This window comes from Acinetobacter sp. A22 (assembly GCF_030913345.1).
GTDB lineage: Bacteria > Pseudomonadota > Gammaproteobacteria > Pseudomonadales > Moraxellaceae > Acinetobacter > Acinetobacter junii.
In genome coordinates this window covers 2,560,920-2,574,450 of record NZ_CP133162.1, presented here as the reverse complement: position 1 = coordinate 2,574,450, position 13,531 = coordinate 2,560,920, and the positions used below count along the sequence as shown (strand labels likewise).

Here is a 13,531-nt window from a genome sequence, read left to right as displayed (position 1 = left end):
AAAAATAATAAATACTAGATCAATAAAAGCAAATTCGAATGTGAAACACATCTTTAAATTCAAAAAATATGAATAGAAGTCGAGATTTTTATCTTAAAAAACAAAGTGATATAATGCCATTAAAAGCGAAAAATCAAAATATGATCATACTGGAATAGGTCAGAAAAATAATGAACGAGTTCGATCTGAAAATACGTTATCCCCATCAAACCAACAGAAATGATGCTGCTCATTTGGGTATATTTGACGCAGAGACGATCATTCGTAAGTTTGATGAAATGGGATGGCGACAACAAATGGTCCGTCAGTTACAACTGGATGGTACAAGCACCAGTTTTATCGTAACGAATGAATATACAGGACAAAGTGTCCGTATCATTTTGGATGCCTATGCTCAATCCCAGCAACTTGAATTTAAATTGGATAGTGATATTCCTGTTCTGATTTCGAGAAAGGATGTATTTGGATTGGTCACCCGCAAAGCCAAAGATACGATTTCCTTTAATCACCTGACACTGAACCGTGCCAAAGAATATCTCATCGCGTTTATGAATGGGGAGGTTGAGGAGTTAGAAGCCCTTTATCGTGACAGCTTAAATAAACCGTTGAAGACTGCGTCTTAACTTCTAATCTTCCTGAACACAATCGAATAAACCCTGAATAAAGACATTTTATTCGGGGTTTTTATTATAGATAAACCAAAGATAAAAAATAGCGATCCGCTGGTTGTGATTTTTTTGAATGGGTCGATTTTCTATCCGTTGTCGTTATAATCTGCTCGCTTGATTCAATCTGTTTGCTTCCTATGCCTTTAAACGATCATTTTATTTACCAACCTCCCCAAGAACCTCTTGAGATCATGTACGAAGATGAGGATTTGGTCGTGGTCAATAAACCTGCGGGCTTATTGTCCGTGATGGGGCGATTACCAGAACATCATGACAGCGCGTATTTGCGAGTATTGGATCTCCATCCAACAGCTAAAGTAACGCACCGTTTAGATATGGCCACTTCAGGTTTACTAATGTTTGCTAAGCATCGTGATGCAGAGGTCGCCGTGAGTAAAATGTTTCAAGCGCGTACCGTCAAAAAATATTATGAGGCCTTGGTACAAGGTGCAATTCAGGCTGAAGGCAGTGTCGATGTTCCATTGATTACAGATTGGGAAAATCGTCCACGTCAAATTGTGCATTTCGAGTTGGGGAAGCAAGCCAAGACACTGTTTCAATTGATGGATTACGATGCTGAAACTGATCAAAGTCGTGTGCGACTAGAACCCGTTACAGGTCGCTCACACCAACTTCGTGTGCATATGATGCATATCGGACATCCAATCATGGGTGATAAACTTTATCATCCTGAGCCTGCCAAATTTCATTTAAAACGTATGGCATTGCATGCTGCATTCTTGTCTTTTCAGCATCCTTTACAACAACATCTCGTTGAAATTAAATCGGTGATTCCATTTTAAAATGCAAGTTAAGGTGAAATGAAGTGTAGCTAAGCTAGGCATATGGATGGATTTATAATAGATTATAAAAACATATAATGTTCTGTGAGATGTCCGATGAGTCAACCATTAACCCAGCATTGGCAAACCATCTATTCCACCAAAGATCCTAAAGAAGTCAGTTGGTTCCAAGCTCAGGCTTCGACCTCCTTGCGATTGATCCAAAAAGCGCAACTCCACCCTGAGGCAGAAATCATAGACGTTGGGGGTGGCGCCTCAGTTTTAGTTGATCAGCTTTTAGAACAAGGCTTTAAACACATCACAGTTTTAGATTTGGCAGAGGCTGCGTTACAAAAAAGTCAGGTACGCTTGGGAGAACTTGCCAACAAAGTGACATGGCTTATTGCGAATATAGTCGAGGTTGAGTTTGCAGATCACCAATTTGATCTTTGGCATGATCGGGCAGTTTTTCATTTTTTGACAGAGCACAACGATCAGCAGCGTTATTTGCAAAAAGTAACTGCTGCGCTGAAATCAGGTGGTTATCTAGTGATCTCAACCTTTGCAGAAGATGGAGCATTGAAGTGTAGTGGTTTACCTGTGCTACGTTACAGCACACAAGAGCTGATACATTTCTTTGGACAATCTGCATTTGATGTGGTGGAAGAGGGGAAAGAAGTTCATATCACCCCAGCGGGAAATGAACAGAAGTTTAGTTATCTACTCTTGCGAAAAAAATAAAACAAGGAATAATGTTCTTAACTATGTATTCGTGTATCAACGAGTTAAAGTGGGCTGGTTTGCCAACTTTGACTCAAGCGCAATTAAAAAAATTACTACTTGAAGCCGATCCAGATTGGCAGCATGTTTTAACTTATCTATCAGAAGTAAAAATCTTTGTGATTTCCAATGATCGTCGGGATGTAATTGCAGAATTATGTTTATTACAACGCGGGGATGAAGCGGAACTTATCAATTTAGCCGTCACCAAAGAGCATCGAGGTTTTGGTTTAGCCAAGTCATTGATTAAACATGCGATAGAAAATGCATGGCAATCTTCGGTCAGCACTGTTTTGATTAAAACAGGCAACTCAAGTTTTGATCAGTTGGCTCTGTATCAGAAGTGTGGTTTTCGTATGTCATACATTGAGCGAGATGTCTTTAAACACTATCCTGAGCCGATTTATGAAAATGGAATCCGTTGTATCGATCAAGTTGTTCTATCCATCGAGTTGACCGTATAGCTATCGAAGATCGACATGAAGATCATTTATGCTTTCACTACAATAATGATCTTCATGCGTCTAAAAACTGACATAAAAATAGGTTAATCTATAGCCAAATAATTAAACTGAAACGACAACAAAGGATATTCAAATGACACGTGATTACGAGCAATTTCCTGATAATGACAATGGTAATGTGCTTTGGCAAATGGTTGAAGATGGCAATGACCTAAGTGAACCGCATGAAGTCGAATTTTCAATTGTATTTGAAAAGCAAGAACAAGCAGAAAAGTGTGCATTGCATCTGTTGCATCAAGAGCAAAAAATTTCACTGTATCAAGAAGAATTGCATTCAGATGGATCGGATTTGTGGGTGTTAAATATTCACGTCAATATGATGTTGGAATATGAAGATATTGCAGATTTAGAAGAGTGGATGACGCGGATTGCGCAAGAGTTTGATGGTGAATACGACGGATGGGGTTGTATGAGCTATATCTATGATGATGAAGACGAATAATGATACATATTCAGCCTGCGTTTGCAGGCTGAAATATTTTTAATGATGCATCCTACGACATCTAATTTTATTTACTCACATCTAAGTAAAGACTTTCTTTGACTTCTTCCATCACCACATAACTATGGGATGATGCCGAAGCAGGCAGTTTTTTCAGTAAATCACCCAATAAACGTCGATAAGCACTCATTTCTTTGAGTCGAGCTTTGACTAAATAATCAAACTCACCTGAGATCAGATGACATTCCAAGACCTCAGGAATATCGACTAAATCTCGAGCTACTTGATCAAAGACATCACCTGATTTTGCTGACAGTTTGATTTCCAAAAACACCAACAGGCTACGATCAACATGCGCAGGATTAAGCCGAGCGTAGTAGCCCATAATAATACCTTCACGTTCCAATCGTTTGACGCGTTCTGAGCAAGGCGTGGTAGATAAGTTCACACGTGAAGCCAACTCACTAATTGCGATACGCCCTTCACGTTGCAGAATGTCTAAAATCAGGCGATCAATACGGTCTAATTTACGCATAGATTATTCCCTTTTATTTTAATTTTTCCGCGATAAAAACATTAAATTACCTAGATTATAGCCATAAAACAGTCAAAAAAACTATTGAAGCAAAAATATACTAGTTAAATAAACTAGTGGGCGAGAGGGGCCTATTATGCGCGTCATCGTTTTAGGAAGTGGTGTTATTGGTGTAGCAAGTGCTTACTATCTTGCGCAACAAGGTGCCCAAGTGACTGTACTTGATCGTCAGTCTGGTCCAGCAAAAGAAACCAGTTTTGGTAATGCTGGGCAAATCTCGCCAGGATATTCAACACCTTGGGCTGCACCAGGGATTCCATTCAAAGCAGTAAAATGGATGTTCCAGCATCATGCACCACTTGCCATTAATATAGATGGCAGCATGTGGCAGCTTCAGTGGATGGCACAGATGCTGAAAAACTGTAATCCACAAAGTTATGCGGTCAACAAAGAACGCATGATGCGTGTGGCGGAATACAGTCGTGATTGTTTGCGTCAACTCAGAAGTGAAACAGGTATTCATTACGAAAATCGTTCCAAAGGTACCTTACAGGTATTTCGTAATGAAGCGCAGCTTGAAGCAGTGCAACGTGACATTCAAGTACTGAAAGAATGTGATGTTGATTTTAATTTACTCAATGCTCAAGAACTGGGCAGTGTAGAACCAGCATTGGCACACACCGATAAATTAGTCGGTGGTTTACATTTGCCGAATGATGAAACGGGTGATTGTTATTTATTCACCAATGCCTTAGCGAAAGTAGCGCAGGACTTAGGTGTCGAATTTAAATTCGATCAAAATGTTGAGCAACTGATCGTTGAAGGTGATGAAATCAAAGGCGTGATGGTCAATGGTGCGATTTTAACGGCTGATCGTTTCGTACTTGCCTTTGGTAGTTATTCACGCGATTTCTTAAAACCATTGCAATTGAATCTGCCAGTTTATCCAGTGAAAGGTTATTCATTGACGATTCCAATTGTTGAACCAAAATTTGCTCCGCAATCAACGGTTTTAGATGAGACATATAAAGTCGCGATTACACGTTTCGACCAACGTATCCGTGTGGGTGGTATGGCGGAATTAAGTGGCTTTAACTTGGGCTTGAATGATGATCGTCGTGCAACTTTGGAAATGGTTACCCAAGACTTATTCCCAGGTGGTGACTTACAACAAGCATCATTCTGGACAGGTCTACGTCCAATGACACCAGACAGCACACCGATTATTGGTGCAACCAAATATAAGAACCTATTCTTAAATACTGGTCATGGCACTTTAGGTTGGACCATGGCATGTGGTTCAGGCAAATTGATTAGTGATTTGGTGATGAATCATCGTACCGAGATTAGTACGGATGGCTTATCGATCCAGCGTTATTCACACGCGGCATAATTTGATTATACAAGGAAGTTGATTATGCCTCGCCCAATTACTGCGGTCATCCATACTCAGGCTTTGCGCCAAAATCTTGAGGTCGTGAGAACTTCTGTTCCAGACAGCAAGGTGTTTGCAGTGGTCAAAGCCAATGCCTATGGACATGGAATCGAACGAGTTTACGATGCTTTAAAAACTGCGGACGGCTTCGCATTGCTTGATATAGATGAAGCGAAACGTTTGCGTGCATTAGGTTGGACAGGTCCAATTCTATTGCTGGAAGGAATTTTTTCGCCACAGGATTTATTTGACTGCGCTGAATATCAGTTGAGTTTCACGGTACATAGCGAGCATCAAGTCGAATGGATACAGCAGCATATCTATCCAGCCCAGTTTGATATTTTCTTAAAAATGAACAGTGGCATGAACCGTCTAGGTTTCAAGCCTCAACAATACCGAAAAATCTGGCAACATCTGCAACGCCTCAATAATGTTTCCAACATCACCCATATGACGCATTTCTCTGATGCTGATGGCGAACGTTTTGGTCAAGCTGGGGTTGAATATCAACTCGCAGAATTTGAAAGCACTATTCAGGACTTACCTGGGGAAAGATCGGTGAGTAATAGTGCCGCCATTCTCAGATATCCCTCGCAAGTACACTCCGATTATGTCCGTGGCGGCATCATGCTGTATGGCAGCTCTCCCGATTATCCGAAGCATAGTATCCAAGATTGGGGACTTGTACCGACTATGAGTTTGCGCAGTGAATTGATCGCGATCCAGCAGTTAAATGCCAATGAAAGTGTGGGTTATGGTTCAAGTTTCGTAGCTGCATATGCAATGACGATTGGTATTGTCGCGTGTGGTTATGCAGATGGTTATCAGCGTACCTCTCCTACAGGCACGCCCGTGTTAGTCAATGGAATCCGTACCCGAACCATTGGGCGAGTCAGTATGGATATGTTGGCAGTCTATCTAACGCCAGTTCCGAATGCTGAAATTGGCAGTGAAGTTGTGCTTTGGGGAACATCAAAAACAGGACAAATACTCTCTATTGATGATGTTGCAGCAGCCTCAGGCACAGTTGGCTATGAACTTATGTGCGGCGTAACTGCACGAGTTCCATTTATCACTCAAGACTAAGGAAGTCATCATGTCACATTCAGATATCCAGAAAATCAATAGCACCGAAGTGATGAGTGCAGTCACGGTTTTTAATCAGGTGGTGTATCTATCAGGACAAGTGCCTAAAAATCCTGATTTAGATATCGAAGGACAAACGCGTGATGTATTGGCAACGATCGAGCAATTGTTAGCCTCCGCAAATAGCGATAAATCACGTTTACTTTCGGTACAGCTTTTTCTGAAAGACCTAGCGGATTTTCCTAAGGTCAATGCGATCTATGTTGATTGGTTAAAAGACTGTGTGGCGCCATCACGCGCTACGATTCAAGCTGATTTGATCAATCCAAATTGGTTAATTGAAATTGCAGTGATTGCAGCACAAAAATAAAGCGAATCGCTTTATTTTTGTTTAAGTGAGATTAAAAAGAAGAAAAATAACGTATTTGTCATAGATAAAAGTAAGGCAAATACGTATTTTCTTGCAGTCAAAATGAATGGGTCATTTATAAAGGACAGCTGGTTAAGCTCATAAATTAGCGACCGATTCATTTTAGGAAGTAGTAAAAAGGAACTTTTTTATGGCGGTGATACATAATCAGTCTTCAGGTGATGATGCACCTCAAGACTTACAACGAAAACTTTCCAATCGCCATTTGCAATTGATTGCCATTGGTGGCGCGATTGGGACTGGACTGTTCATGGGTTCAGGAAAAACCATATCCCTTGCTGGTCCATCAATCTTGTTTATTTACATGATTATTGGTGGCATGTTCTTCTTTTTGATGCGAGCACTCGGTGAATTGTTGCTTGCCAATTTACAGTACAAATCTTTCGTCGATATGGCACACGATCTGATTGGACCGTGGGCCGGATACTATTTGGGTTGGACCTATTGGTTAGGTTGGGTCTTGGTTGGTATTGCGGACTTAGCTGCTGTGATTAATTATCTGGGTTTTTGGCTGCCTGATGGAACGACCTTTACTCCAATGGGACAGGCGCTGATTAGTGCGGGCTGCGTATTATTCGTTTTGGCGTTGAATTTACTTACTGTAAAATTGTTTGGTGAAGTCGAGTTCTGGTTTGCACTGATTAAAATCTTGGCGATTATTGGTTTGATTGGGGTTGGGGGCTATATGATTTTTAGTCACTTTACCGCACCTCATGGCACAGTGGCTTCACTCAATAATATTTGGTCGCATGGTGGTATGTTCCCGAAAGGTGTTGATGGCTTCTTGGCTGGTTTCCAAATTGCTGTTTTTGCCTTTGTCGGTGTGGAGTTGATTGGAACCACTGCGGCAGAAACCAAAGACCCACGTAAGAATCTTCCCAAAGCGATTAATGCGATTCCGATTCGTATTATTTTGTTCTACGTCTTAGCTTTATTAGTGGTGATGGCTGTGACACCGTGGGATCAAATTCGCGCAGATAAAAGTCCATTCGTTGAGTTATTCCTGAATGCGGGGATTGTGACCTCAGCGATCATCATGAATTTAGTAGTGTTGTCTTCGGTGATGTCGTCGATGAACAGTGGTGTTTTTTCTACCAGTCGTATGTTGTTTGGTCTGTCAAAAGATGGTCAGGCGCCGAATTCATTTAGTCGCTTATCCAAAAGTGCAGTGCCAGCAAATGGTCTGATCTTCTCATGTGTATTTATCATGGGTGGAGCTGTGCTTCAGTATTTTGTCCCGAACACCATGGAAGCCTTTACTTTGGCAAGTTCGCTTTGTGTGATCCTGTTTATTAGCGTATGGAGCTTGATTATGGTCTGCTACATTCGCTATCGCAAATTACGTCCAGAGTTACATGAACAGTCTAAATTTAAAATGCCAGGCGGCGTGTTCATGTCTTATGTGGTGATCGCATTCTTATTGTTCACTTTGGTGATTTTGGCACTCGAACCTGACACGCTAAAAGCGCTGTATGTGAGTCCGTTGTGGGTGGTGATTTTAGCGGTGACCTATCAAGTATTATACAAACCACGTATGCGTAAACTTGGACGTGAATTAGCTTAATCGATTCATTAGCATCTCCCATAAAAAGAGCTGATCTAACTAGATCGGCTCTTTTTATGTCTACGCTGAGAAGTATTAATCAACCAATAAATGCTGATATTTATCTGCCTGTTTACGTAAATAATCCCAGACCAGTTTAATCCGTGGCTCATGCTGTAAATCTACAAAGGTAAGCATCCAGAATGTATGATTAAAACGTACTTGTTCAGCTAAAACATCCTGAAGTTCAGGTTTATCATGGGCTAAAAATTTCGGCAAAATTGCTAATCCAGCACCTGCACTTACTGCGATTTGCTGTGCCAAAATACTGCTACTGCGAAAATTTGCAGTGAGTTTTAAGGGTAAACGTTCTAGACAATACAGCTCAGGGCTATAGACCAAATCATCAATATAATTAACAAAACGATGTTGGGTTAAATCCTCTAATCCACGAATTGGTGGATGTTGAGACAGATAGTTTTGACTGCCATAAATCTTTAATGAGTAATCTGACAGTCGCGTGATGATATAAGGTCCAGACGTTGGTCGATCAATAGACACCACAATATCCGCTTCACGATGCGAGAGCTTAATCATCTTTGGCACAGGAATCAGGTCAATTGTGAGCTGAGGATAGTGAATCGAAAACTCTGCTAATAGTCGTGCAAGAAATGCGGTACCAAATCCTTCAGGTGTGCCAATTCGCACACGACCTTGCAAAGGTTGATGCGGTTTCTCAATCTGAAGAAAGGCCTGTTCCATTTGCTCAACCTGCGGAACAAGGGTTAATCCTTCCATCGTTAGTTCATAACCTGATGCTTCACGCTTGAACAAAGTCGTGCCTAAAGCCAGCTCCAATGCTTGAATCCGTCGAGCTACGGTACTGTGTTCCACGCCAATAATGCGTGCTGCATTGGTCAAGGTTTTGGTTCTCGCTAAAACCAGAAAAAACTGTAGATGATCCCAATCCACTTTCATTGTTATTGTCATCCCTGTGCATATTTGCACATCAATCGTGCATGAATTTGCGTTGGTGGTCAAAGCATTCTTTGCTAGTCTCAAACAAATGTTAAAAAAAGAAAATACGACGAATCGCTATTTTCGAACATCTGAACACAATAAAAATAGGCCTATGGAGAGGTTATGAATACAATCCAGAAAATCGAGCTGGACACAGCTAAGCTACTCATTAATGGACAGTTGATCGAGTCTGAAACCCAACACTGGCAAGATATCGTCAATCCTGCGACACAGGAAGTCATCGGTCGCGTACCTTTTGCAACAGTGCAGGAAGTGGATGCAGCAATTCAAGCTGCACAAGATGCTTTTGCCACTTGGCGTCAAACACCGATTCAAGCACGTATGCGCATTATGCTGAAGCTACAAGACTTGATTCGTGCCAATATGAAAGAGATCGCGAAAGTACTGACCGCTGAGCAAGGCAAAACCTTAGCTGATGCAGAAGGTGATATCCAGCGTGGTTTAGAAGTGGTTGAGCACGCTTGTTCTGTCGGTACTTTGCAAATGGGCGAGTATATCGAAGGCGTAGCACGTGGTGTAGATACCTATACTTTGCAACAGCCATTGGGTGTTTGTGCGGGCATCACTCCATTTAATTTCCCAGCCATGATTCCATTGTGGATGTTCCCGATGGCGATTGTTTGTGGCAATACCTTTGTACTTAAACCTTCTGAACAAGACCCATTAACCACGATGATGTTGGTCGAACTTGCGATTCAAGCAGGTGTACCTGCTGGTGTGTTGAATGTGGTTCATGGTGGCAAAGAAGTAGTCGATCGTCTCTGTACACATCCACACATTAAAGCGATTTCCTTTGTCGGTTCAACTGCGGTGGGTACGCATGTGTATAACCTCGCAGGGCAACATGGCAAACGTGTGCAATCGATGATGGGGGCGAAAAACCATGTGGTGGTGATGCCTGATGCCAACAAAGAACAAACCCTCAATGCTTTAGTCGGTGCGGCTTTTGGTGCTGCAGGACAGCGTTGCATGGCACTTTCAGTTGCTGTGATGGTGGGTGAAAGTAAGCAATGGGTTCAAGAGTTGGTTGAAAAAGCCAAAACCTTGAAAGTTAATGCAGGACATGAGCCGAATACAGATATCGGACCTGTCATTTCTCAACGTGCCAAAGCGCGTGTGATTGATTTGATCAATAGTGGTGTCGAGCAAGGCGCAGAGCTGTTACTCGATGGTCGTGATGTGCAAGTTAAAGGTTATGAGTCAGGTAACTTTGTCGGAGCGACCATTTTTAATGGCGTGACCACAGACATGCGCATCTATAAAGAAGAAATCTTTGGCCCTGTATTAGCAATTATTTCTGTTGATACTTTGGAAGAAGCGATTGAGCTGATCAATGCCAATCCATTTGGTAATGGTGTTGGACTCTTCACTCAAAGTGGTGCGACAGCACGTACCTTCCAAAACTTAATTGATATTGGTCAAGTGGGGATCAATATTCCAATTCCTGTGCCTGTACCATTCTTTAGCTTTACAGGTTCGCGTGGTTCAAAACTAGGTGATTTAGGTCCTTATGGTAAGCAGGCTGTACAGTTCTATACGCAGACTAAAACCATTACCAGTCGTTGGTTTGAAGATAGCCATGAAGTTGGCGGTGTAAATACCACCATTAGTTTACGTTAAGGGAGAATCAGGGATGAATATCGCCTTTATCGGTCTTGGAAATATGGGTGGCAGAATGGCCCATAACCTGCTCAAAGCAGGACTTACAGTTTATGGTTATGACCTCAGTGAAGTGGCGAATCAGCACTTTGCTGAAGCGGGTGGTGTGGTCTGCGACAGTCCACAAGCAGCAGCCCAACAAGCAGATGTGGTGATCACCATGTTACCAGCAGCCAAGCATGTCAAAGAGATTTACCTCGGTGAGGAGGGTGTGCTGGAAGTCTTGAAGGCAGGGGCATTGTGTATTGATAGCAGTACCATTGATCCACAGACCATCAAAGATATCGCTGCGCTTGCACAAAGTAAAAATATTCACATCTGTGATGCACCTGTGTCGGGTGGCACTATTGGCGCGCAAGCAGGCACCCTAACTTTTATGGTGGGTGCCAATGATCAGACCTTTGAGGAAGTCAAACCTGTGCTCAGCCACATGGGCAAGAATGTCATTCATTGTGGCGAGGTTGGTGCAGGACAAATTGCCAAGATTTGCAATAACTTAATTCTTGGAATCTCGATGGCTGCTGTGGCAGAGGGCATGGCATTGGGCGCCAAATTGGGGATCGATCCGCAAGCATTGGCGGGTGTGGTGAACACCTCAAGTGGTCGTTGCTGGAGTTCAGAGATTTGTAATCCATGGCCACATATCAATGAAAATGCGCCTGCTTCACGTGGCTATCAAGATGGTTTTGCGACACAACTGATGCTGAAAGATCTAGGTCTGGCAGTCGAGGCAGCAGGTCAGGTCAAACAGCCTATTTTGTTAGGTGGCATGGTACAGCAGATGTATCAGCAGATGTGTATGCGTGGAAATGCGCATTTGGATTTCTCCAGCATTATCCAGCAATACCTACCAGACCAAGTTTAAACATCAAGCCATTGGATGGCTTGTAATCCAATAAATGCAACTCTGTCGTAAATAACTACAAATCCAGACTGAGGGAATAGAGATGTTGAATTATAAAGATGTGGCAAACGCATTTGATTTTGAAAATACGGCTCAACAAATGTTGTCAGGTTCGTTGGATGCACTCAATGCAGGCTTTGAGTGTTGTGACCGACATGTAGACGGTGAAAAAGTTGCTTTGTACTGGCAAGGCAAAGATGGGCGTAAGGAACAATATACCTTTGCGCAATTCAAACAGTGGTCCAGTCAATTTGCTAATTTTCTAAAATCACAAGGTGTACAGGCAGGTGATCGTATTTCGGGTTTATTACCACGAACGCCTGAACTGATCGTGACGATTTTAGCCGCATGGCGAATTGGAGCCGTATATCAACCGCTGTTTACGGCTTTTGGACCGAAAGCGATTGAGCATCGTATTCAACTTGCACAAAGCAAGTTAGTCGTCACGGATGTGGGCAATCGCAGCAAGCTCGATGAAGTTGAACAATGTCCAGCTATCGTGACCGTTGCTGATACAGAAGGTTCAGTGCTCAAAGCCAGCGATTTTAATTTTTGGCAGGAGCTGAATCAGCAGCCTGATCAATGTGAATTAGTCATGCGTAATTTGCATGATCCATTCTTATTGATGTTTACCTCAGGGACCACTGGACCTGCCAAACCGCTCGAAGTTCCACTAAAAGCCTTGATTGCATTTGGTCGCTATATGCAAGATGCAATTGGCTTAACTGAAGATGATGCTTTTTGGAATATTGCTGATCCGGGTTGGGCCTATGGTTTGTATTATGCGATTACGGGGCCGTTATTCTTGGGACATGCCACTTTGTTCTACGAGGGTGGATTTAGTACGGATAGTTTGTGTCAAATCGTCAAGGATTATCAAATTACCAATTTGGCAGGTGCACCAACGGCTTATCGTATGATGATGGCGGCTGATCCAGCACAAATGGCGCCGTTAAAAGGTCAGTTCCGTGTGGTCAGCAGTGCAGGTGAGCCACTGAATCCAGAAGTGATTCGCTGGTTCAAACAAGTTTTAGATGCGCCGATTTACGATCATTACGGACAAACTGAAGTGGGTATGGTGGTCTGTAACCATCACGGTTTAAGCCATGAAATACGTGCGGGTGCGGCAGGTTTTCCAAGTCCGGGTTATCGGGTTGCCGTGGTCAATGAACAAGGTGAAGAGCTTCCGCCAGACACCGCCGGAATTTTAGCGGTGGATATCAGCCAGTCGCCAATGATGTGGTTTGGTGGTTATAAAGAAAGCCGTAAATCACCTTTTGTTGGCAATTATTACTTAACAGGCGATACCGCTGAGTTACATAGTGATGGCAGTATGAGTTTTGTGGGACGTAGCGATGATGTGATCACCACATCTGGTTATCGCATCGGTCCATTTGATGTTGAAAGTGCTTTGCTTGAACATGATGCGGTGATTGAAGCCGCAGTGATTGGTGTGCCTGATCCAGATCGTACCGAACTGGTTAAAGCCTTTGTGATTTTAGCGGCAGGCGTACAGTCTACGATTGCTTTGGCAGAAGAATTAAGCCAATTTGTGAAAAAACGCCTTTCTGCGCATGCATATCCACGTCTAGTGGAGTTTGTCACCGAGTTGCCGAAGACGCCGAGTGGTAAAATCCAACGTTTTTTATTGCGTAATCAGGAAATCGCTAAGCAACAAGCAAAAGCAGGGTAAGGGAAATAA

At 42.6% G+C, this 13,531-nt stretch carries 14 protein-coding genes; 12 read left to right on the top strand and 2 right to left on the bottom strand.

The genetic code is table 11. The annotated features are described in order from the left end of the window. Nucleotides 1–170 precede the first annotated feature (170 nt). The 5 genes from Q9Q86_RS12565 to Q9Q86_RS12545 all read left to right on the top strand — a co-directional run bounded on the left by Q9Q86_RS12565 (nucleotide 171) and on the right by Q9Q86_RS12545 (nucleotide 3,196). Nucleotides 171–623: a hypothetical protein gene (locus tag Q9Q86_RS12565; protein WP_112987163.1), complete on the top strand. Its 453-nt coding sequence runs from the start codon at nucleotides 171–173 to the stop codon at nucleotides 621–623. 182 nt (nucleotides 624–805) lie between these two features. Beyond that, the gene (locus Q9Q86_RS12560) at nucleotides 806–1,471 is read left to right on the top strand and encodes a pseudouridine synthase (protein WP_099949380.1); all 666 of its coding nucleotides are present in this window, start codon (nucleotides 806–808) and stop codon (nucleotides 1,469–1,471) included. A 96-nt stretch (nucleotides 1,472–1,567) separates the two neighbouring features. Further along, nucleotides 1,568–2,191 (top strand): class I SAM-dependent methyltransferase, encoded by a 624-nt coding sequence (locus Q9Q86_RS12555; RefSeq protein WP_005403872.1) that lies wholly within the window; start codon nucleotides 1,568–1,570, stop codon nucleotides 2,189–2,191. Between the two features lie 23 nt (nucleotides 2,192–2,214). Beyond that, nucleotides 2,215–2,694, top strand: coding sequence for an N-acetyltransferase (locus Q9Q86_RS12550; RefSeq protein WP_112987162.1), 480 nt, complete (start codon nucleotides 2,215–2,217; stop codon nucleotides 2,692–2,694). A 133-nt stretch (nucleotides 2,695–2,827) separates the two neighbouring features. Next, nucleotides 2,828–3,196, top strand: coding sequence for a ribonuclease E inhibitor RraB (locus Q9Q86_RS12545; protein WP_004907196.1), 369 nt, complete (start codon nucleotides 2,828–2,830; stop codon nucleotides 3,194–3,196). Between the two features lie 67 nt (nucleotides 3,197–3,263). Here Q9Q86_RS12545 and Q9Q86_RS12540 read toward each other — a convergent pair whose 3' ends face one another. Then, nucleotides 3,264–3,731: an Lrp/AsnC ligand binding domain-containing protein gene (locus tag Q9Q86_RS12540; RefSeq protein WP_004665270.1), complete on the bottom strand. Its 468-nt coding sequence runs from the start codon at nucleotides 3,729–3,731 to the stop codon at nucleotides 3,264–3,266. A gap of 136 nt (nucleotides 3,732–3,867) precedes the next feature. Between Q9Q86_RS12540 and Q9Q86_RS12535 the strand changes: the two genes are divergently transcribed. The 4 genes from Q9Q86_RS12535 (at nucleotide 3,868) to Q9Q86_RS12520 (ending at nucleotide 8,246) form a co-directional block, all read left to right on the top strand. After that, on the top strand, nucleotides 3,868–5,124 hold the full coding sequence (locus Q9Q86_RS12535; RefSeq protein ID WP_112987161.1) for a D-amino acid dehydrogenase: 1,257 nt from the start codon (nucleotides 3,868–3,870) through the stop codon (nucleotides 5,122–5,124). A 24-nt stretch (nucleotides 5,125–5,148) separates the two neighbouring features. Beyond that, nucleotides 5,149–6,252 carry an alanine racemase gene (gene alr, locus Q9Q86_RS12530; RefSeq protein ID WP_112987160.1) on the top strand — a complete coding sequence of 368 codons (1,104 nt, stop codon included), beginning with the start codon at nucleotides 5,149–5,151 and terminating at the stop codon, nucleotides 6,250–6,252. Nucleotides 6,253–6,262: 10 nt separating this feature from the next. Then, the gene (locus Q9Q86_RS12525; protein ID WP_112987159.1) at nucleotides 6,263–6,622 is read left to right on the top strand and encodes a RidA family protein; all 360 of its coding nucleotides are present in this window, start codon (nucleotides 6,263–6,265) and stop codon (nucleotides 6,620–6,622) included. A 190-nt stretch (nucleotides 6,623–6,812) separates the two neighbouring features. Further along, nucleotides 6,813–8,246, top strand: a complete 1,434-nt coding sequence (locus tag Q9Q86_RS12520; protein WP_112987158.1) for an amino acid permease — start codon at nucleotides 6,813–6,815, stop codon at nucleotides 8,244–8,246. Nucleotides 8,247–8,321: 75 nt separating this feature from the next. Here Q9Q86_RS12520 and Q9Q86_RS12515 read toward each other — a convergent pair whose 3' ends face one another. Further along, the gene (locus Q9Q86_RS12515; RefSeq protein WP_112987157.1) at nucleotides 8,322–9,203 is read right to left on the bottom strand and encodes a LysR family transcriptional regulator; all 882 of its coding nucleotides are present in this window, start codon (nucleotides 9,201–9,203) and stop codon (nucleotides 8,322–8,324) included. Nucleotides 9,204–9,368: 165 nt separating this feature from the next. On the opposite strand from Q9Q86_RS12515, the gene Q9Q86_RS12510 reads away from it, so the two are divergent. The 3 genes from Q9Q86_RS12510 (at nucleotide 9,369) to Q9Q86_RS12500 (ending at nucleotide 13,522) form a co-directional block, all read left to right on the top strand. Then, nucleotides 9,369–10,886 carry a CoA-acylating methylmalonate-semialdehyde dehydrogenase gene (locus tag Q9Q86_RS12510; RefSeq protein ID WP_112987156.1) on the top strand — a complete coding sequence of 506 codons (1,518 nt, stop codon included), beginning with the start codon at nucleotides 9,369–9,371 and terminating at the stop codon, nucleotides 10,884–10,886. Between the two features lie 13 nt (nucleotides 10,887–10,899). Then, nucleotides 10,900–11,790: a 3-hydroxyisobutyrate dehydrogenase gene (gene mmsB / locus Q9Q86_RS12505; protein WP_112987155.1), complete on the top strand. Its 891-nt coding sequence runs from the start codon at nucleotides 10,900–10,902 to the stop codon at nucleotides 11,788–11,790. 82 nt (nucleotides 11,791–11,872) lie between these two features. Beyond that, complete coding sequence (locus Q9Q86_RS12500) at nucleotides 11,873–13,522, top strand: AMP-binding protein (protein ID WP_112987154.1); 1,650 nt, start codon at nucleotides 11,873–11,875, stop codon at nucleotides 13,520–13,522. The last annotated feature ends 9 nt before the right edge of the window (nucleotides 13,523–13,531 follow it).